Origin of the sequence: Streptomyces sp. CA2R106 (assembly GCF_037034245.1) — a bacterium.
Classification (GTDB): Bacteria; Actinomycetota; Actinomycetes; order Streptomycetales; family Streptomycetaceae; genus Actinacidiphila.
The window spans coordinates 248,639-267,656 of record NZ_JBAGKC010000002.1 but is presented as its reverse complement, the minus strand read 5'-3'; the positions used below and the strand labels follow the sequence as shown (position 1 = coordinate 267,656).

Sequence of the window (19,018 nt, the reverse complement as noted above, 5' to 3'; positions counted from 1 at the left end):
TCGGATGTGCTGCGTGTGTGTCGACCCGATGTATCGAGCCGATACATCGTGACGATAGAACGGGCTGAGACATCATGCAAGGCGGGTTACGGTGACCGGCGTCACATCGGCAAACCTGTGAGCAGCCAACTGCCCGATATGTGACGAACGTTCGCGCCGAGCGGCATTTGACCGTGCGTACTCTGTTCGCCATGCGGAGCACCGGGAACCCCGCGGCGTCAGGACGCGTCATGATCCTTGGTGCAGTGCGGCCCGATCCAGCCGCGCGCAGGGGGACCCGACCGGAATGTCACCGATGCCTTCAGGCGATCCCGCCTGTCGAGGAGTAGCTGTTCAATGAGCGAGCACCGTCGCAAGCCGCCGCAGTCGCCGTCAGGCGGCCGTGCTGCCGCCCGGCGCGGGGGACAGCAGCCGCCGACGCCCCCTCCCCCGGGTGGCAGGCGCGCCGCTGGAGGGCCCCCGCCCGGAGACACCCCGCAGGCCGGCGGTGCGTACTCCTCGTCGTCGCCGTCCGGCGGCGTGGGCGGCGGCGTGGGCGGCGGCGACGAGCCGCAGCAGCCGTACGAGGGGCGCGCGGCCGCCCGCCGGGCCGCTCAGGGGCGCGGCAAGGGCGGCCGGCGCCGTGCGGCACCCGGTGGCGGCGCCGCGGCCGGCAGTGCGAGCGGCCCCGGCGGGCGCGGCGGCCGCCGCCCGGGCAAGAAGCGGTTCATCGACTACCCCCGCTACGGCAAGGTGGGGTGGCGCCACTGGATGCCGTCCTGGCGCCAGGTCGCGGCCCTGTGCGTGGGCTTCGTCGGCGGGCTGGTCGGGCTGATCGGGATCGCGTACGCCATGGTGAGCGTGCCCAACGAGAACCTCGCCGCCCAGGCGCAGAACAACGTCTACTACTGGGCCGACGGCAGTCAGATGATCGCGACCGGCGGTGAGGTCAACCGCCAGAACATCACGATCGACGAGATCCCCCAGGCGATGCAGAACGCGGTGATCGCCGGCGAGAACAAGACCTTCGAGACCGACCGCGGCATCGACCCCAAGGGCATCGCCCGCGCACTGGTCAACATGGCCAAGGGCGGCGAGACCCAGGGCGGCTCGACCATCACCCAGCAGTACGTGAAGAACACCCGGCTCGACCAGCAGCAGACCCTCAGCCGGAAGTTCAAGGAACTCTTCATCTCGATCAAGGTCGGGGCGACGATGAAGAAGTCCGAGATCATGGAGGGCTACCTCAACACCTCCTACTTCGGCCGCGGCGCCTACGGCATCCAGGCGGCGGCCCGCACGTACTACGGCGTCGACGCCATCAAGCTCAACCCGAGCCAGTGCGCCTTCCTCGCCGCGCTGCTCAAGGGCCCGACGTACTACGACCCCGCCGGCAACACCAGCATCGACCCGATCGCCACGGCGGCGAGCAACAAGAAGAACTCGATGATCCGGTGGAAGGACATCCTCGACCTCGAGGTCAAGGACAAGCTGATGTCCGCCACCGACCGGGCGAAGTACACCACCTACCCGATGCCCGACCCGGTCAAGCAGAACGCGCAGATGGCCGGGCAGATCGGCTACATGGTCAACCTCGCCAAGAGCTACGTGATCAACAACAAGATCCTCACCGCGGACCAGCTGGCCCAGGGCGGCTACCAGATCCACACCACCTTCCAGAAGAAGAAGGTGGACGCGATGGAAGCCGCGGTCAAGAAGGTGCAGAAGCAGTACATCAAGCCCGGTGGCACCCACGTGGTCAACGGCGAGGACATGGACAAGTACGTCCAGTTCGGCGGCGCCTCGGTGAACCCGTCGGACGGCGCGATCGTGGCCATCTACGGCGGCACCGACGCCACCAAGCACTTCACCAACAACGCGGACGAGACCGGTGCCCAGGTCGGTTCGACGTTCAAGCCGTACGTGCTGGCCGCGGCGATGACCTACGGCGTCCGAGATCCCTCGGGGCCGGCCACCCAGAGTGTGAGCGAACGGACCCTGGTCTCGCCGGACAGCGTCTTCAGCGGTAAGGACAACCAGCTCATCGACGACTACACGGGCAAGCCGTGGGTGGGCTACGACAAGGACAACAAGCCGTTCCAGTGGCGCCAGCCCAACGACGACGGCGACGACTACGGCCGGGTCACCCTGCGCGTGGCCCTCGACAAGTCGCTGAACTCGCCCTACGTCCAGCTCGGCCAGGACGTCGGCACGGACAAGGTGCACGACGCCGCGATCTCCGCCGGACTGGTCGCCGACGCCTCCAACGGCCTGGACGACTACAAGAACAGCGTCACGTACTCCATCGGCACCTCCTCGCCCAGCGCGATCCGGATGGCCGACGGCTACGCCACGTTCGACAACCAGGGCCGGCAGAACGACCCGTACTCGGTGTCCACGGTCGTCCACAACGGCAAGCAGATCTACAAGCACCAGCTCCAGACCAAGGTCGCCTTCTCCCCGACGGTCGCGGACACCATCACCGGCATGCTCACCGACGTGGTCAAGAAGGGCACCGGTACCCCCGCGCAGCTGCCCGACGGGCGGCCCGCGGCGGGCAAGACCGGTACCACCGACGACAACAAGTCGGCCTGGTTCGACGGCTACACCCCGCAGCTGTCCACCTCGATCGTGATGTTCCGCCGCGACGACCAGGTGCACAACGGCAAGCAGAACTCCTTCCTCGCGATGTACGGCACCGGTGGCGCCCAGAAGGTGCACGGTGACTCCTTCCCGGCGCAGATCTGGAAGGACTACATGTCCTCCGCGATGGCCGGTCAGCCGAAGAAGGACTTCGAGAAGCCGTCGGAGGAGATCGGCAAGATCATCTACGGCAACGTGTCGAGCCCGACGCCCGCGCCGCCGACGACCACCCCGCCGACCACCACGATGACCACCCCGCCGACGACACCCCCGACCACCCCGCCCTCGCCGACCGACTCGCCCACGCCGTCGGACACCCCGACCACGCCGTGCACCTCCATCTTCGGCTGCCCGAGCTCGCCCACCACGTCACCGACCACCAGCGACACCGGCGGCGGCAGCAGCACCGGGACGAGCAGCGGCAGTACCAACGGCAACGGGAACGGCGGTACCGGCCGCGGGGGGACAACCAGCACGCAATGACCCACCCGGCTGCGAGGACCCGGCGGTGACGCCCCGGCGGTGACGCCGGCGCCGAACAGCCGGTGCAGGACCCCGAGAGCCCCCGGGACCGTGACGACCGTGACGGTACCGGGGGCTCTCGCGTACACAGTCCGGTACGGCAGGATGGCGCCATGACGAGCGTGCGCTACCGAGCAGACGACGACCGGCGGCGGGCCGCCGTCCGCCCCACGGACGAGGACCCGGTGGCCGCGGCGGGCAGTGAGCTCATCGGTGGTCCGGCCGGCCGCTGGGCGCTCGCCGGGCACCCCTGGTGGAACCCGCTGCGGATCATGGTGCTCGTGGTGATCGCCATGTTCGCGCTCGGCATGGCGCAGAAAGCGTCCTGCTACTCGGGCGGCTGGTTCCAGCCGCCGCCCGGCGACCTCCAGTACGCGCACGCCTGCTACTCCGACATCCCGCACATGTACACCCAGCGCGGCTTCGGCGCCGACCTGGTGCCGTACTTCGACCGCATCCCCGACACGCTCAGCGGCTCGGCGGACATCCACTACCTCGAGTACCCGGTGCTGACCGGGCTGTTCATGGAAGTGGCCTCCTGGCTGACCCCGCCCGGCTCGGGGCAGCACAGCGCGCAGGTGTTCTGGATCGCCAACTCCGGGATGCTGATGGTCTGCGCGGTCGCGCTGGTGGTGTGCGTGGCCCGTACCAACCGGCGGCGCCCGTGGGACGGCCTGTTCGTCGCCCTGTCCCCCGCGCTCGCGCTGACCGCCACCATCAACTGGGACCTGTTCGCGGTGGCGTTGGCGGCCGGCGGGCTGCTGGCGTGGTCGCGCAGCCGCCCGGGCCTGGCCGGTGTGCTGATCGGGCTGGCCGCCGCCGCGAAGCTCTACCCGGTGCTGCTGCTCGTCGCGCTCTTCCTGCTCTGCCTGCGGGCGGGCCGGATGCGGGAGTTCGGCCGCACCACGGGCGCCGCGATCGCCGCGTGGCTGGTGGTGAACCTGCCGGTGATGGCCCTCGCGCCGCACGGCTGGGCGCAGTTCTACACCTTCAGCAAGGACCGCGGCACGGACTACGGCTCCCTGTGGATGATCGTCCGGGACCGTTCCGGCGACACGCTCGACGGCGTCAACGAGTACGGCATCGCCCTGATGCTGCTGCTGTTCGTGGGCATCGCCGCGCTCGCGCTGTACGCCCCGCGCCGCCCGCGACTGGGCCAGCTGAGCTTCCTGGTGGTCGCCGCCCTGCTGATCAGCAACAAGGTCTACTCGCCGCAGTACGTGCTGTGGCTGCTGCCGCTGGCGGTGCTCGCCCGGCCGCGCTGGCGCGACCTGGCCATCTGGCAGGGCGCGGAGGTGCTGTACTTCCTCGGCATCTGGTACCGGCTGGCGTACCTCAACAGCGCCAAGCACCACGGCCTGACCGCCGACGCGTACCACCTGGCGATCGGCGTGCACCTGCTCGGCGTGCTCTACCTGTGCGCGCTGGTGGTCCGCGACATCCTGCGCCCGGAGTACGACGTGCTGCGGCAGGACGGCTCCGACGACCCGGCCGGCGGGGTGCTGGACGGCGCCGAGGACGTCTTCGTCCTCGGCTCACCCGTGCACGAGCCCCAGCACGCGTCGGCGCCGCCGGTGCCGTACGCCGACGGCGGGCCCCGTCCCGAGGGCGGGCCGTACGGCGGCTGAGCGCCCGTGTGCGGCTCCGGCGGGCCCTGGGGCGGGCCGCGGGGCCCGCGGGGTCTGCGGGGCCGGCCGGGGCCGGTGGGCCGATGAGCCGCTGGGGCCGGCGACGCGTCAGGCGGACTGGCGGTCCACGATGCGGTCGAACTGGGTGGTGGTGTGCCGCAGGTGCGCCACCAGCTCGTCACCGACCGCGGGCGGCGCCACGTCGCTGGGCAGGAACAGGATCGACACCTGCATGTGGGGCGGCTCGGCGAACCACCGCTGCTTGCCCGCCCACACGAACGGCGACAGGTTGCGGTTGACCGTGGCCAGCCCGGCCCGGGCCACGCCCTTGGCGCGCGGCATCAGCCCGTGCACCGCCTTCGGCGCCTCCAGGCCCACCCCGTGCGAGGTGCCGCCCGCGACCACCACCAGATGCCCGTCGGCGGCCGCCCTCTCCTGCCGGTAGCCGTAGCGCTCGCCCTTGGCGATCCGGGTGACGTCCAAGACCGCGCCGCGGTACTCCGTGGCGTCGTGGTCGCCCAGCCACATCAGCGTGCCGATCCGCGCCCGGAACCGGGTCTGCGGGAACTGCTGCTGGAGCGCGGCCAGTTCGGACGCGGTGAGGTGGCTGACGAACATCGTGTGCAGCGGCAGCCGGGCCGCCCGCAGCCGCTCCATCCAGCCGAAGACCTCCTCCACCGCGTCGGTCCCGTCGGTACGGTCCAGCGGCAGGTGGATGGCGAAGCCCTCCAGGCGCACGTCGTCGATCGCGGTGTGCAGCTTGACCAGGTCGTCCTCGGAGACGCCGTGCCGCCGCATCGAGCTCATCACCTCGATCACCACGCGCGCGCCGACCAGGCCGCGCACGCCCTCCACCGAGGAGACCGACCGGATCGCCCGGTCCGGCAGCGGCACCGGCTCCTCGCCGAGCCGGTACGGGGTGAGCACCAGCAGGTCGCCGCCGAAGTAGTCCTTGATCCGGGCGGCTTCGTACGTGGTGCCGACCGCGAGCATGTCGGAGCGCAGCCGGGTCGCCTCGTCGGCGAGCCGTTCGTGGCCGAAGCCGTAGCCGTTCCCCTTGCAGACGGGCACGATGCCCGGGAACTGGTCGACCACGGACCGCTGGTGCGCACGCCAGCGTGTGGTGTCGACGTAGAGGGTGAGCGCCATCGCCTGGTCAGGACCTTTCTTCGGTGCTCCGCCCGGAACCGGTCCGGACGGAGAGTCGGCCGGTCAGCGGCGCGACATGTAGATGTCGAGTGCCTTGTGGAGCAGCTTGTTGAGCGGGAAGTCCCACTCGCCCAAGTATTCGGCAGCCTGGCCGCCGGTGCCCACCTTGAACTGGATCAGGCCGAAGAGATGGTCCTTGTCGTCCAGCGAGTCGCTGATGCCGCGCAGGTCGTAGACGCTGGCGCCCATCGCGTACGCGTCGCGCAGCATGCGCCACTGCATGGCGTTGGACGGGCGGACCTCGCGCTTGTGGTTGGCCGACGCTCCGTAGGAGTACCACACGTGCTGCCCCACGGTCAGCATGGTGGCCGCGGCGACCGCCTCGCCCTCGTGCACGGCCAGGTACAGCCGCATCCGGTTGGGGTCCTCGCCGTTCAGCGTGGTCCACATCCGCTGGAAGTACGACAGCGGGCGCGGCCGGAAGTGGTCGCGGGTGGCGGTGATCTCGTAGAGGCTCTGCCACACCGGCAGGTCGTCGTAGCCGCCCTGGACCACCTGGACGCCGGCCTTCTCGGCCTTCTTGATGTTGCGGCGCCACAGCTGGTTGAAGCCCTTGAGGATGTCGTCCAGCGAGCGGTTCTCCAGCGGCACCTGGTAGACGTAGCGCGGCTGGACGTCACCGAAGCCGGCGCCGCCGTCCTCACCCTGCTGCCAGCCCATCCGGCGCAGCCGGTCGGCGACCTCGAAGGCGCGCGGCTCGACGTAGGTGGCCTCGACGTCGCGCAGCCGCAGGACGTTCGGGTCGGCGATGCCGGACTTGACCGCGCCGGCGTCCCAGCGGCGGATGATCACCGGCGGGCCCATCTTCACGGTGAACGCACCCTGCTGCTTGAGGTGCTTGAGCATCGGCTGCAGCCACTCGTCGAGGTTCGGCGCGTACCAGTTGATCACCGGGCCCTCGGGCAGGTACGCCAGGTACCGCTTCACCTTCGGGAGTTGGCGGTAGAGCACCAGGCCGACACCGACCAACTGCCCGGACGCGTCGTCGAACCAGCCGAGGTTCTCCGAACGCCACTCGTTCTTCACATCGGCCCATGCCGGGACCTGGCAGTGGCTCGCCGAGGGCAGGCTCTGGATGTACGCCAGGTGCTGCTCGCGACTGATGGTCCTCAGGGACAGGCTCATACGGGGCGCTCCCCATGCTCCGACTGCGGGCTTTTGCTGGCCCGAAGCCTACTGCGGGAGGGGAGCGCCCCCGCTACTGCTCTAGGAGAAGCCGCCGTGCGCGACGCCCAGGTAGAAGCCGAGGGCGGACATCCCCAGGCCGATGATCAGGGCGAACCGCTCGGCGGTGGTGACCGAGATGTACTGCCCCCAGGCGCCGGTGAGGATGCCGGCCAGCCCGGTCACCGAGCTGACCAGGTGCATGCTGCGGAACCCGGCCGTGACGACCGCGACGACGCCGAGGACGACGGTGACCGTCAGGAGCGAGTTCTCCAGCGGGTGGCGCCTGCCGTCGGTGTTGAAGGTGAGGCGGTGGCGGGTCCGGGGCTCGGACGTCTGGGCTGTGTGCTGCTGTGCCATGGGGCACCTCCGTGATGGAGAGGTGGCGCAAGGTAGCGCCGGCCACACCCGATGTATACAGATTGGGGGCATAACCGGGCGGATTTCAACCCGGGGGACCGACCCGGGTACGCTGGGCGGTCTGCACCGGTACTTTCGCCGGGCTGCGGTGGCGCGGAAGCGCTGTCGGTGGCCCGCGCTACCGTTGCGACGCAAGCCAAACCCTCCTGCCACGGAAACGCCGTGGCCGCTGAGTCCAAAGGAGGTGGGTTCCCCTATGCGTCACTACGAGCTCATGCTCATTCTCGACCCCGATCTTGAGGAGCGCGCTGTCTCCCCGCTGATCGAGTCCTTCCTCGCCGTCGTCCGCAGTGGCGGCGGCAGCGTGGAGAAGGTCGACACCTGGGGCCGTCGTCGTCTCGCCTACGAGATCAACAAGAAGCCCGAGGGCATCTACTCGGTCGTCGACCTCAAGGCCACGCCCGAGGTCGTCAAGGAGCTGGACCGCCAGCTCAACCTGAACGAGTCGGTGCTGCGGACCAAGGTCCTGCGTCCGGAACTCCACTGATCCGGATCTCCCGGACCACCGAGTACCGGGCACGCCCGGACCGGACCACCGAGTAGCAGTCACCACCACCGCACCGCCCCCCAAGCAGTCGAGAGGTCATCCCAATGGCAGGCGAGACCGTCATCACGGTCGTCGGCAATCTCGTCGACGACCCCGAGCTGCGCTTCACCCCCTCCGGTGCGGCGGTCGCGAAGTTCCGCGTCGCGTCCACCCCCCGCACCTTCGACCGGCAGACCAACGAGTGGAAGGACGGCGAGAGCCTCTTCCTCACCTGCTCGGTCTGGCGCCAGGCGGCGGAGAACGTCGCCGAGTCGCTCCAGCGCGGTATGCGCGTCATCGTGCAGGGCCGGCTGAAGCAGCGGTCGTACGAGGACCGTGAAGGCGTCAAGCGGACGGTCTACGAACTGGACGTCGACGAGGTCGGCGCCAGCCTGCGCAGCGCCACCGCCAAGGTCACCAAGACCAGTGGCGGCGGCGGGCGCGGCGGCCAGCAGGGCGGCTACGGCGGCGGCGGTGGTGGCGGTGGCCAGGCCGGCGGCGGAGGCGGCTGGGGCGGCCAGCAGGGCGGCGGCGGGGCTCCCGCCGACGACCCCTGGGCCACCAGCGCACCGGCCGGCGGCCAGGGTGGCGGCGGAGGCAGCTGGGGCGGCGGCTCCGGTTCCTCCTCCGGCGGCGGCTACTCGGACGAGCCGCCCTTCTAGAGGGCGGACCCTCACACACTTCTTGAGCTCACAGGAGAGACACCATGGCGAAGCCGCCCCCGCGCAAGCCGAAGAAGAAGGTCTGCGCGTTCTGCAAGGACAAGACCGTGTACGTGGACTACAAGGACACGAACATGCTGCGGAAGTTCATTTCCGACCGCGGCAAGATCCGTGCCCGCCGCGTGACCGGCAACTGCACGCAGCACCAGCGTGACGTCGCCACCGCGGTGAAGAACAGCCGCGAGATGGCGCTGCTGCCGTACACCTCGACGGCGCGATAAGGAGAGGGTGACCAGCATGTCGAAGATCATCCTCACCAACGAGGTCAGCGGCCTCGGTGCCGCCGGCGACATCGTGGACGTCAAGCCGGGCTACGCCCGCAACTACCTGATCCCGCGGGGCTTCGCCATCGCGTGGACCAAGGGTGGCGAGAAGGACGTCGAGCAGATCCGCCGTGCGCGGCGCATCCGCGAGATCCACTCGCTGGAGGACGCGAACGCCGTCAAGGCCCAGCTGCAGGGCGTCCGCGTGACGCTCAGCACCCGCGCCGGTGACACCGGTCGCCTCTTCGGTTCCATCACCCCGGCCGACATCGCCGCGGCGATCAAGAACGCGGGTGGCCCGCAGGTCGACAAGCGCCGGGTCGAGGTGGGCTCGCCCATCAAGACGCTCGGCGCGCACAAGATCTCGGTGCGACTGCACCCCGAGGTCGAGGCTGTCCTCGACCTGGAGGTCGTGGCCGCGTAACGCGGTATCGGGCCGGTTTCGACCGGCCTGGCCGGCATGTTCCACGTGAAACACGGGGAGCGTGCCGGCCGTGCGAGACCAGTGAGGGCCGGCTCCCGGTGGGAGCCGGCCCTTCGCGTGCCCGGGGTCAGCGGCTGGCCCCCGTCACCACCCAGCGGCCGGACCGGGACCGCAGCCACAGGGCGGCGAAACGGGTGAGCATCATCAGGCCCATCGCCCACCACAGCGCGGTCAGACCGCCGCCCGCCGCCGGTACCGCGAACGCGACCGGTGCGAAGACCGCGAGCGTGACCAGCATCGACCCGGCCAGGTACGGCCCGTCGCCCGCGCCCATCAGCACGCCGTCCAGCACGAACACCACCCCGCACACCGGCTGCGTCAGCGCCACCACGAGCAGCGCCGACGCGAGCGCGCGGCGTACGTCCGGGTCGGAGCTGAAGAGCGGTCCGACCAGCGGCCGGGCCAGCACCACCAGCAGCCCGAGCACGGCGCCGCACATCGCTCCCCACTGGATCATCCGGCGGCAGGCCGCCCGCGCCCCTTCGGCGTCCCCGGCGCCCAGGTAGCGGCCGATGATCGCCTGCCCGGCGATCGCGATGGCGTCCAGCGCGAAGGCGAGCAGCGACCAGACGGTGAGGGTGATCTGGTGGGCGGCGATCTCGGTGTCGCCGAGCCGCGCGGCGACCGCCGTGGCGATCATCAGGACCGCCCGCAGGCTGATCGTCCGGACCAGCAGCGGTACGCCGGCGCGGGCGCAGGCCCGTATCCCGGCGGCGTCCGGGCGCAGCATCGACCGCCAGGCGTCCGGGGCCTGTGCGCGGGCGCCACGGACCACCATGGCGAGGTAGACGGCGGCCATACCGTTCTGGGCGATGACGGTGCCCCAGGCGGAGCCCGCGATACCGAGCCCGGCGCCGTAGACGAGCGCCGCGTTGAGCCCGGCGTTCGCGGTGAAGCCGGCCACCGCGACGTAGAGCGGGGTGCGGGTGTCCTGGAGGCCGCGCAGCACCCCGGTCGCGGCGAGCACGACGAGCATCGCCGGGATGCCGAGCGAGCTGATCCGCAGGTAGGTGGCCGCGTACGGGGCGGCGGTGTGCGAGGCGCCGAAGAACCCGGCCAGGTCAGGGGCGGTCGGCAGCACCGCGGCGATGACCAGGGCGCCGATCAGGAGGGCGAGCCAGATGCCGTCCATGCCTTGCCGCAGGGCCGCGGGCAGGTCGCCGGCACCGACGCGGCGGGCGACGGCGGCGGTGGTGGCGTAGGCGAGGAAGACGAAGACGTTGACCGCCGTGGTGAGCAGAGCGGCGGCGACGCCGAGTCCGGCGAGCTGCGCGGTGCCCAGATGGCCGACAACCGCGCTGTCCACCATGACGAAAAGCGGCTCGGCGACCAGGGCGCCGAAGGCGGGCAGCGCGAGGGCGACGATCTCCCGGTCGTGGCGGCGGCGCACGGACGTCGGCGGCCGCGCGGGTTCGCGCGGCGTCGGCGGGTGGACGGTGGGGGGCTCGGGGCTCACAGCGGGATATCCTAACCGTCCACAAGTAAGAGGTGAAGTCGCGATCTGATCATTACGGGCGACTGCGCAGAGTGATCTCCTCCGCGTTGTTTGTCATGATCTTGATCCGGGGGCCGAAGTTTTTCTCCTGCACAGGCTATGGACGAAGAAGTCGCAGGTCAGAGCCGTCATGGTGGCGGATTCGCAAGGTTGTCCACAGCACTGTCCCAAGGGTCGTGCACAGGTTGGGGCCAGTTCTCCACAGGTATGCGCCCGTCATCCACACCCCCTGTGGATAACCGGCTTGGTGTGGGCCGCCGGTGGGCCTAGCGTGGACCGTCCCCGACTCCGCGAAGCGCGTGCGCCGGGAGGCTCGTTGGTCGGCTGTGCCGCCGTGAAATCCGGGGCGCCGCCGTGAAAGAGTGATACGCACGCGGGGTCCGGCCGACCCGGCCGGACGGGAGGAGGTGGCGGGAATGAGCCAGCCCGAACCCGCGGACGACCACTGGGCGGACCACCCCCCGGACGAGCGCCCCGCGGTCAGCCAGTTCCGCAAGCGCGGCGGCGGCGCCGGCGGCGCGGACGAGGGCCGGTTCGCCGAGGGCGGCGGCTTTGAGCGGGTTCCCCCGCAGGACCTGGACGCCGAGCAGTCCGTGCTCGGCGGCATGCTGCTGTCGAAGGACGCGATCGCCGACGTCGTCGAGGTGCTCAAGGGCGCCGACTTCTACCGGCCCGCCCACGAGACGATCTACAGCGCGATCCTCGACCTCTACGCGCGCGGCGAGCCCGCCGACCCCATCACCACCGCCGCCGAACTCACCAAGCGCGGGGAGATCGCCCGCATCGGCGGCTCCCCCTACCTGCACACCCTCGTCAACGCGGTGCCCACCGCGGCGAACGCCGAGTTCTACGCCGAGATCGTGCACGAACGCGCGGTGCTGCGCCGCCTCGTGGAGGCCGGCACCCGCATCACGCAGATGGGGTACGCCGCCGACGGCGACGTCGACGAGATCGTCAACAGCGCCCAGGCCGAGATCTACGCCGTCACCGAGCAGCGCACCTCGGAGGACTACCTGCCGCTCGGCGACATCATGGAGGGCGCGCTCGACGAGATCGAGGCGATCGGCTCCCGCAGCGGCCAGATGTCCGGCGTCCCCACCGGCTTCACGGACCTCGACTCCCTCACCAACGGCCTCCACCCCGGCCAGATGATCGTCATCGCCGCCCGCCCGGCCATGGGAAAGGCGCTGGCGCTGGACACGCCCCTTCCCACGCCGACCGGTTGGACGACGATGGGCGAGGTGCGGGTCGGCGACCAGCTGCTCGCTGCCGACGGGACACACACCCTGGTGGTCGCCGCCACCGACGTCATGTCCGAACGCCCCTGCTACGAGGTCACCTTCGATGACGGTACGACCGTCATCGCCGACGCGGACCACCAGTGGCTCACGGACACACTGGCCTCCCGCCACTCGGCTCGGCCGCACGCCCAGGACGACAGCCGACGTGTCCGTGCCGAGGTCCGGACGACCAAGGAGATCGCCGAGACACTGCGCTGCCTCACCGATCACGGCAACGGCTTCAACCACACCGTGCGGAACGCCGCGCCCCTCGACCTTCCCCCGGCCGACCTGCCCGTCCCGCCGTACACGCTGGGCGCGCGGCTGGCGGACGGGCACAGCGGTTCGGCCCGGACCACCTCGGCGGACGGGAACAAGCACATTCCGCAGGCGTACCTGCGGGGTTCGGTCGAGCAGCGGCGGGAGCTGTTGGCCGGACTCCTCGACACCGGTGGGACGGTCACCGGCACCGGTTCGGTGCGGTTCACCGCCGCCGACCGTGCGTTGGCCGACGGCTTCCGCGAGCTGCTGACGAGTCTCGGATACACCTGCGACACGGCGACCGGCCCGGTCGAGGGCCGCTCGCAGGAGCCGTCCACGGCGTACACCGTCGACTTCACGACCGGCGACGACGTCTTCGCCCTCGACCGCAAGCGGCGCCTGCACGAGGAGCGGCGGGGCCCCGGCACCGCGCGGCTGACGCGGCGCGTCATCACCGGCGCGCGCGAGGTACCGAGCGTCCCGGTGCGCTGCGTGCAGGTGGACAACCCCGACCATATGTACCTGGCCACGCGTTCGATGGTGCCCACCCACAACAGCACCCTGGCGCTGGACTTCGCGCGGGCCTGTTCCATCGCGAACAAGATGCCCAGTGTGATCTTCTCCCTGGAGATGGGGCGCAACGAGATCGCGATGCGGCTGCTGTCCGCCGAGGCGCGGGTCGCGCTGCACCACATGCGCTCGGGCACCATGACGGACGACGACTGGACGAAGGTCGCGCGCCGGATGTCGGACGTCACCGAGGCGCCGCTGTACATCGACGACTCGCCGAACCTGTCGATGATGGAGATCCGTGCCAAGTGCCGCCGGCTCAAGCAGCGCAACGACCTGCGGCTGGTCGTCATCGACTACCTCCAGCTGATGCAGTCCGGCGGGTCCCGGCGCCCCGAGAGCCGCCAGCAGGAGGTCTCGGACATGTCCCGTAACCTCAAGCTCCTCGCCAAGGAGCTGGAGGTCCCCGTGATCGCCCTCTCCCAGCTCAACCGCGGGCCCGAGCAGCGCACCGACAAGAAGCCGATGGTCTCCGACCTGCGCGAGTCCGGCTCCATCGAGCAGGACGCCGACATGGTGATCCTCCTGCACCGTGAGGACGCCTACGAGAAGGAGTCCCCCCGCGCCGGCGAGGCCGACCTGATCGTCGCCAAGCACCGCAACGGCCCCACCGCCACGATCACCGTCGCCTTCCAGGGCCACTACTCCCGCTTCGTCGACATGGCCCACACCTGACGGCCTCCTCGTAGGGCCGCCGCGTGCCCCATGGGCTGCTCAGCGCCTCGTCTCGTACCTGGTCAGCACCACGCCGCCGGGAAACGTCCGGGTCTCCAGCAGGTCCAGGTCCACCCAGTCGTCCAGCGCGGTGAAGAACGGTGTGCCGCCGCCCACCAGGACCGGGTGGGTGGCGATCACGTACTCGTCGATCAGCCCGGCGCGCATGGCCGCCGCGGCGAGCGTCGCGCCGCCGATGTGCATCGGGCCGCCGTCCTCGGCCTTGAGCCGGGTGATCTCGGCGACCGCGTCGCCGGTGACCAGGCGGGTGTTCCAGTCGACTTCCTCGAGCGTCGAGGAGAACACCACCTTCGGGGTGTCCCGCCAGTTCCGCGCGAACTCGATCTCCGCCGCGGTGGCGCCGGGCTGCCGGTCGCCGGTCGGCCAGTAGGAGCTCATCGCCTCCCACATCTTGCGCCCGTACAGCGACAGGCCGGTCGCCTGCTCGTGCTCGAGCCACCACTGGAACAGCTCGTCGCTCGGCCCGCTCCAGCCGATGTCGTCACCGGCCGCGGCGGTGTAGCCGTCCAGGGTCAGGTTCATGCCGTAGACCAGTTTCCGCATGCCCCAGCCTTCCGTCCGTGGGTGCCCGGTGTATGGGACCCGCTCGGCGCGGAAAACTCATCGGCGCGCGACCCGCGCCGCCCGGGAATGGTCGCGGGAGCGGATCAACGGGTGGTGAAGGCCCCGCCGTTGACGTGCAGGGTCTGGCCGGTGATGTGCCGTGCGCCCGAGGAGGCGAGGAAGAAGGCGGTCTCGGCGATGTCCTCGGGAGTGCCGGGCCGAAGGTTGTGTGTCTCCTGGACCAGTGCGGCGTGCCGGGCGCCGGTCATACCACCGCGGAAGAAGTCCGTGCCGGTGACGTAACCGGGGGAGATCACGTTGCTGGTGACGCCGACCGGTGCGAGTTCCGCCGACAGTGAGGTGCTCCACGCGCCCAGGGCGGCCTTGGCCGCGCCGTACGACCCGCCGCGCCGCTCGGCGCCGATCGAACCGATGCTGATCACGGTGCCGCCGTCGGTGAGCCGGTCGCGTACGGCGGCGGTCGTCAGCACGGCGCTGAGCAGGTTGCTGCTGAGGCTCGAACTCCACTCGGCGAGCAGGGACTCCAGCGGCGGGGCGCCGTCGGGGGCCGCCGCGGGCAGACCGCCGGCCGCGTTCACCAGGACGTCCACCGCGGCGAGTTGCCCGGCGAGCGCCGCGGTCCGCGCCGGGTCGGTCGCGTCGCAGACCACGCCGCGTACGCCCAGTTCCCGGGCGGTGCGCTCGACGCTGTCGGTGTGCCGTCCGGTCACCACGACCTCGCAGTGGTCGGCGGCGAAGCGCGCGGCGACGGCGCGGCCGATGCCGCTGCTTCCACCGGTGACGAGCACAGTACGGGTCAAGAGTCTGCTCCTCGCAGCAGAGGTGTGGCTTCCGAGCTGGTACGTTTAGAGCTAAACATAGTGAGTGTCGCAGCGGCAAGAGGGGAGGAGCCGGCCATGGCCGACCGGGACGTGGACGTGGCAGCGGAGGTCCATGCCGACGTGTACGTCTCAGGAGATCCGCCTCCCGGTGCGCCTCCGGGCGCCGCGCCGCCGTATCCCGCCGGCGCCATCGCCGCCGCCTGGCAGCGGGAGCGGCCCGGCACCCCGACCACGTCGATCGAGGTTGTCACGCCGATCTGGCGGCTGTCCAAGCTCTTCGCCGATGACCGCGCCCGGGTGCTGCGCGCCGCCGGAATCGACGCGGCGACCCTCGATCTGCTCTCCGTGCTCCGCCGCGCGGGACCGCCGTACACCCTCTCCACCCGCGAGATCGCCCGCCGCACCCTGGTCACGGCCGGTGCGGTGTCGCAGCGGGTGAACCGTGCGGAGGACGGCGGCCTGGTACGGCGCGGCGCCGCACCGGCGGGCGGCCGTACGGTGCTGGTCGAACTGACCGAAGAAGGGCACGCGCTGATCGAGCGCTCGGTCGACGCGGTGCTCGGGCGTGAGGCGGAACTCGTCACGGGCCTGTCCGCGAGCGAACGCGAGACGCTGGTAGGGCTGCTGGACAAGCTGTTCACGGATGTACGGGCGCGGATGGGCTGAGGTCTCCGCGCTCGGGGCGCCGCCGTGGTGGGCGTGTTAGCCTCGCGCCGTGTCTCGTCAGTCCGTGCCTGTGTACCGGCAGTTGTCGACGGCGTTGCAGGGCCGGATCGACGCGGGAGAGTGGGGGCCGGGCGAGAAGCTGCCGTCCGAGCCGGAGTTGGTGCGGGAGTTCGGCGTCAACCGGTTGACGGTGCGGCAGGCACTCGACGAGTTGGAGCGCGCCGGGGCGGTGACCATCCGGCACGGCAAGGGCACCTACGTGTCCGAGCCCGCCACCACGGTCGAGGTGACGATCGACCCGGGCAGCGAGCGGTGGGAGACCGCGGGCGGCCAGTGGGCGACGCGGGAGGACCCCGCGCCGTCGGTCGTCGAGCACGTCCTGTCCTTCGGCGACAGCAGCGACAGGGAAGCGGCCGGGCACCTGGGGGTGGACCCGGGCGAACTGCTGCTGGTGCGCACCCTGCTGGAGGTGCACGGCCTGGGGCCGGCGACGGCGCAGGCCGGGCAGGCGGTGCCGTGCGACTACTGGCTCGACCGGCGGCGCTTCGGCACGCTGCCGCAGCGCTGGGGGGACGGTCCTCACCTGGCGGTGGTGCTGGCGCGCGAGTACGGCGTGACCTGGGTCAACGACTGGCGGGGCTTCACGGCGGCGTCGGCGGGGCTGTTCGTCGCCGAGCAGCTCAAGGTGCGGGTGGGGACGGCCGTCATGGTCCGCGACGGGGTCAGCGTCGACCCGGACGGGACGCCGGTCTTCTACGTACGGCGCTACGCCCTCGGGTCCCGGTCGAAGTACGTGATGCGCTACCGCCCGCAGGAGGAGCGCGGCGGCGCCTGAATCGGCCCTGGTCGGGCCCGTAAGGCCACCCCAGCGTTCACACCTGCGTCGCCTCCGGGTCATCCGGTGCGCCCGGGGATCTCATCTAGATGAGTTGGGATCGCGGGGCACGGCAACCCACGGGCCGTGCCGCTCACGCTCGGCGTGGGCGCCCGCCCAGGTCGCCGCCTCCCCAAGGGGACGGCAGCCCCAGCCGAAAGACCCGAACACATGACTGAGGCTCACAACCGCGTCAACAGCCCCCGCACCAAGCGGGCGGCGCTGGCCGCCACCTCCCTGCTGGCCACCGGAACCCTGCTGGGGACGTTCGCCGCGACGGACGCGGCAGCCGCCGCACCGGCTCCGACATCCGGGAAGGCTTCCGCGAAGGCATCCGGGAATGCTTCCGGGAAGGCCGCCGGAAACAACACCGGGAAGCCCGCCGCCAAGGCAGTCCCCTTCACCGCCGCTTCCGTCACCGCGGGAAGCACCGTCGGCACCCTGAAGGTCTCATGGGCCTCCAGCGCCACGCACGTCTCCGTGTACGCGGGCGCGACCGCCGACGCGCAGCGCACCCTGGTCGGCAGCGGCGCCGGAACCGCCACCCTGACCGTCTCCGGCGCGCACGGCAACTGGGTCCGGCTCGTCCCCTCCACCGGGGCCCCGCTGACCCTCACCATCCGCGACCTGGACCTCGCCAGCGACCCGAACCTGCGCGACGCCGGCGGCTACCGCACCACCGACGGCCACTGGGTCAAGATGGGCGCCGTCTACCGCTCCGCCGCGCTCTCCCTGACCCCGGCCGACGCCGTCGTCGTCAACAGCTTCGGCATCACCCTCGACGCCGACCTGCGCACTCCCGACGAGGTCACGGCCGCCGCGGACGTCGTGCCGATCGGTGCGGCGTGGGAGGAGCTGAACATCAGCGGCACCCAGGGCACCGGCCTGCCCAGCGGCATCGACACCGAGGCCGCGGCCGAGAAGATGATGCAGGACGGCGAGGTCAGCATGGCCTCGTCGCTCAACGCCCGCACCGACTTCGGCAAGCTGCTCACCCAGATCGCCGGCAGCAAGGGCGCCACCCTGTACCACTGCTCCGCGGGCAAGGACCGCACCGGCTGGGCCTCCGCGCTGCTGCTGTCGCTGCTGGGCGTCTCGAAGTCCACCGTCACCGAGGACTACCTCCTCAGCAACACCTACTCCTTCGGCTCCGCCGCCACCCAGAGCGCGCTGAAGAGCATCTACGACGCGACGTACCAGGCCGCCATCGCCAAGGGCGCCACCTCCGCGGACGCCACCGCGGCCGCCCAGAACGAGGAAGCCGTCTACACCGCCTTCATGAAGGTCGAGACCTCCTACCTCGACGCCGGCCTCGACTACGTCACCGCCCACTTCGGCACCGTCGAGAACTACGCCACCACCCCCCTCGCCCACGGCGGCCTCGGCCTGACCCGCAAGAACCTCACCGCCCTCCGCACCCGCATGCTCACCTCCTGACCCAAATCCCACCGCACCCCCGACCGGAAACCCGAAGGAAGGGTGCGGTGCGGCCGTCGGGGCAGCGCTTCACCACCCGCCACGGAATGATCGGGCCATGACCGAGATCGTCTTGATGTCCGACGCCAGGGTGGCCGCGGTACCGCTCCAGGAGTGCGGTGAACCCCTCACCGACGTACGACGGAGCCCCGCACTTCTGGTCGACGAAAGGAAGCAGGACCCCGCGGGCGCCTTCGCCCACGTACGGCAGGGAGTGCTCGACAGGCTCCTCGACGCACAGGGACACCTGCCCCCGGGGATACGGCTGCTGTTGGTCGAGGGATACCGGCCACCGTCGCTCCAGCGCCGCTACTTCGACGCGTACGCGACGGACCTGCGGGCCGTGCACCCGGAGTGGTCCGCGGCACAGATCCGCTCGGCCGCCAGCCGCTACGTGTCCCCGCCGGAGATCGCTCCCCACAGCGCGGGCGCCGCCGTAGACGTGACACTCGCGGACGCCGACGGACATGAGCTCGACATGGGTACGCGTATGAACGCGACGCCGGAGGAGAGCGCCGGTGCCTGCTACACCGGGGCCGGCAACATCAGCCGGGAGGCAACCTCGCGCCGTGAGCTGCTGGGCTCCGTGCTGACGGCTGCCGGGCTCGTCAACTACCCGACGGAGTGGTGGCACTGGTCGTACGGGGACCGGTACTGGGCTTTGCAGACCGGTGCGGGGGTTGCGTGCTTCGGGGCTGCCGAGCTCGGCTGATCGC

At 70.9% G+C, this 19,018-nt stretch carries 17 protein-coding genes; 11 read left to right on the top strand and 6 right to left on the bottom strand.

Annotation, left to right across the window (positions count from 1 at the left end; genetic code table 11):
* Nucleotides 1–336 precede the first annotated feature (336 nt).
* Together WA788_RS04340 and WA788_RS04335 are read left to right on the top strand one after the other, a co-directional pair.
* The gene (locus WA788_RS04340; protein WP_335971770.1) at nt 337–3,105 is read left to right on the top strand and encodes a transglycosylase domain-containing protein; all 2,769 of its coding nucleotides are present in this window, start codon (nt 337–339) and stop codon (nt 3,103–3,105) included.
* Between the two features lie 152 nt (nt 3,106–3,257).
* The gene (locus WA788_RS04335) at nt 3,258–4,772 is read left to right on the top strand and encodes a glycosyltransferase family 87 protein (protein WP_335971768.1); all 1,515 of its coding nucleotides are present in this window, start codon (nt 3,258–3,260) and stop codon (nt 4,770–4,772) included.
* Between the two features lie 108 nt (nt 4,773–4,880).
* Here WA788_RS04335 and WA788_RS04330 read toward each other — a convergent pair whose 3' ends face one another.
* The 3 genes from WA788_RS04330 to WA788_RS04320 all read right to left on the bottom strand — a co-directional run bounded on the left by WA788_RS04330 (nt 4,881) and on the right by WA788_RS04320 (nt 7,505).
* On the bottom strand, nt 4,881–5,921 hold the full coding sequence (locus tag WA788_RS04330; RefSeq protein ID WP_335971767.1) for an alanine racemase: 1,041 nt from the start codon (nt 5,919–5,921) through the stop codon (nt 4,881–4,883).
* Nucleotides 5,922–5,984: 63 nt separating this feature from the next.
* On the bottom strand, nt 5,985–7,106 hold the full coding sequence (locus WA788_RS04325) for a lipid II:glycine glycyltransferase FemX (RefSeq protein WP_335971764.1): 1,122 nt from the start codon (nt 7,104–7,106) through the stop codon (nt 5,985–5,987).
* 81 nt (nt 7,107–7,187) lie between these two features.
* On the bottom strand, nt 7,188–7,505 hold the full coding sequence (locus WA788_RS04320) for a hypothetical protein (RefSeq protein WP_335971762.1): 318 nt from the start codon (nt 7,503–7,505) through the stop codon (nt 7,188–7,190).
* A gap of 256 nt (nt 7,506–7,761) precedes the next feature.
* Between WA788_RS04320 and rpsF the strand changes: the two genes are divergently transcribed.
* The 4 genes from rpsF to rplI all read left to right on the top strand — a co-directional run bounded on the left by rpsF (nt 7,762) and on the right by rplI (nt 9,500).
* A complete protein-coding gene (gene rpsF, locus WA788_RS04315) occupies nt 7,762–8,052 on the top strand; it encodes a 30S ribosomal protein S6 (protein ID WP_202234799.1) in 291 nt (96 codons plus the stop codon).
* 104 nt (nt 8,053–8,156) lie between these two features.
* Nucleotides 8,157–8,753 carry a single-stranded DNA-binding protein gene (locus WA788_RS04310; RefSeq protein ID WP_335971759.1) on the top strand — a complete coding sequence of 199 codons (597 nt, stop codon included), beginning with the start codon at nt 8,157–8,159 and terminating at the stop codon, nt 8,751–8,753.
* 44 nt (nt 8,754–8,797) lie between these two features.
* Nucleotides 8,798–9,034, top strand: coding sequence for a 30S ribosomal protein S18 (rpsR, locus tag WA788_RS04305; RefSeq protein ID WP_031512678.1), 237 nt, complete (start codon nt 8,798–8,800; stop codon nt 9,032–9,034).
* Nucleotides 9,035–9,050: 16 nt separating this feature from the next.
* Nucleotides 9,051–9,500: a 50S ribosomal protein L9 gene (rplI, locus tag WA788_RS04300; protein ID WP_335971751.1), complete on the top strand. Its 450-nt coding sequence runs from the start codon at nt 9,051–9,053 to the stop codon at nt 9,498–9,500.
* 127 nt (nt 9,501–9,627) lie between these two features.
* Here rplI and WA788_RS04295 read toward each other — a convergent pair whose 3' ends face one another.
* Nucleotides 9,628–10,950: an MATE family efflux transporter gene (locus tag WA788_RS04295; protein WP_335972219.1), complete on the bottom strand. Its 1,323-nt coding sequence runs from the start codon at nt 10,948–10,950 to the stop codon at nt 9,628–9,630.
* Nucleotides 10,951–11,471: 521 nt separating this feature from the next.
* Here WA788_RS04295 and dnaB point away from each other — a divergent pair.
* Nucleotides 11,472–13,841, top strand: a complete 2,370-nt coding sequence (gene dnaB, locus WA788_RS04290) for a replicative DNA helicase (RefSeq protein ID WP_335971748.1) — start codon at nt 11,472–11,474, stop codon at nt 13,839–13,841.
* A gap of 39 nt (nt 13,842–13,880) precedes the next feature.
* Here dnaB and WA788_RS04285 read toward each other — a convergent pair whose 3' ends face one another.
* A complete protein-coding gene (locus tag WA788_RS04285; protein WP_335971744.1) occupies nt 13,881–14,444 on the bottom strand; it encodes a dihydrofolate reductase family protein in 564 nt (187 codons plus the stop codon).
* 104 nt (nt 14,445–14,548) lie between these two features.
* On the bottom strand, nt 14,549–15,265 hold the full coding sequence (locus WA788_RS04280) for an SDR family NAD(P)-dependent oxidoreductase (protein ID WP_335971742.1): 717 nt from the start codon (nt 15,263–15,265) through the stop codon (nt 14,549–14,551).
* A 96-nt stretch (nt 15,266–15,361) separates the two neighbouring features.
* Between WA788_RS04280 and WA788_RS04275 the strand changes: the two genes are divergently transcribed.
* The 4 genes from WA788_RS04275 to WA788_RS04260 all read left to right on the top strand — a co-directional run bounded on the left by WA788_RS04275 (nt 15,362) and on the right by WA788_RS04260 (nt 19,014).
* Nucleotides 15,362–15,952, top strand: coding sequence for a MarR family winged helix-turn-helix transcriptional regulator (locus tag WA788_RS04275; RefSeq protein WP_335971740.1), 591 nt, complete (start codon nt 15,362–15,364; stop codon nt 15,950–15,952).
* 49 nt (nt 15,953–16,001) lie between these two features.
* Nucleotides 16,002–16,787: a GntR family transcriptional regulator gene (locus tag WA788_RS04270; RefSeq protein WP_335971738.1), complete on the top strand. Its 786-nt coding sequence runs from the start codon at nt 16,002–16,004 to the stop codon at nt 16,785–16,787.
* Nucleotides 16,788–16,997: 210 nt separating this feature from the next.
* Nucleotides 16,998–18,263 (top strand): tyrosine-protein phosphatase, encoded by a 1,266-nt coding sequence (locus WA788_RS04265; RefSeq protein ID WP_335971735.1) that lies wholly within the window; start codon nt 16,998–17,000, stop codon nt 18,261–18,263.
* A 97-nt stretch (nt 18,264–18,360) separates the two neighbouring features.
* Entirely contained in the window at nt 18,361–19,014 is a 654-nt protein-coding gene (locus WA788_RS04260; RefSeq protein ID WP_335971733.1) for a M15 family metallopeptidase, read from the top strand.
* Nucleotides 19,015–19,018 lie beyond the last annotated feature (4 nt).

What these genes read in the sequence shown, in the direction of transcription:
- WA788_RS04340 (WP_335971770.1), top strand. Translation starts at nt 337, where the DNA reads ATGAGCGAGCACCGTCGCAAGCCGCCGCAGTCGCCGTCAGGCGGCCGT.
- WA788_RS04265 (WP_335971735.1), top strand. Translation starts at nt 16,998, where the DNA reads ATGACTGAGGCTCACAACCGCGTCAACAGCCCCCGCACCAAGCGGGCG.
- dnaB (WP_335971748.1), top strand. Translation starts at nt 11,472, where the DNA reads ATGAGCCAGCCCGAACCCGCGGACGACCACTGGGCGGACCACCCCCCG.
- rpsF (WP_202234799.1), top strand. Translation starts at nt 7,762, where the DNA reads ATGCGTCACTACGAGCTCATGCTCATTCTCGACCCCGATCTTGAGGAG.
- WA788_RS04320 (WP_335971762.1), bottom strand. Translation starts at nt 7,505, where the DNA reads ATGGCACAGCAGCACACAGCCCAGACGTCCGAGCCCCGGACCCGCCAC.
- WA788_RS04285 (WP_335971744.1), bottom strand. Translation starts at nt 14,444, where the DNA reads ATGCGGAAACTGGTCTACGGCATGAACCTGACCCTGGACGGCTACACC.
- WA788_RS04335 (WP_335971768.1), top strand. Translation starts at nt 3,258, where the DNA reads ATGACGAGCGTGCGCTACCGAGCAGACGACGACCGGCGGCGGGCCGCC.
- rpsR (WP_031512678.1), top strand. Translation starts at nt 8,798, where the DNA reads ATGGCGAAGCCGCCCCCGCGCAAGCCGAAGAAGAAGGTCTGCGCGTTC.
- WA788_RS04310 (WP_335971759.1), top strand. Translation starts at nt 8,157, where the DNA reads ATGGCAGGCGAGACCGTCATCACGGTCGTCGGCAATCTCGTCGACGAC.
- rplI (WP_335971751.1), top strand. Translation starts at nt 9,051, where the DNA reads ATGTCGAAGATCATCCTCACCAACGAGGTCAGCGGCCTCGGTGCCGCC.
- WA788_RS04325 (WP_335971764.1), bottom strand. Translation starts at nt 7,106, where the DNA reads ATGAGCCTGTCCCTGAGGACCATCAGTCGCGAGCAGCACCTGGCGTAC.
- WA788_RS04275 (WP_335971740.1), top strand. Translation starts at nt 15,362, where the DNA reads ATGGCCGACCGGGACGTGGACGTGGCAGCGGAGGTCCATGCCGACGTG.
- WA788_RS04260 (WP_335971733.1), top strand. Translation starts at nt 18,361, where the DNA reads ATGACCGAGATCGTCTTGATGTCCGACGCCAGGGTGGCCGCGGTACCG.
- WA788_RS04330 (WP_335971767.1), bottom strand. Translation starts at nt 5,921, where the DNA reads ATGGCGCTCACCCTCTACGTCGACACCACACGCTGGCGTGCGCACCAG.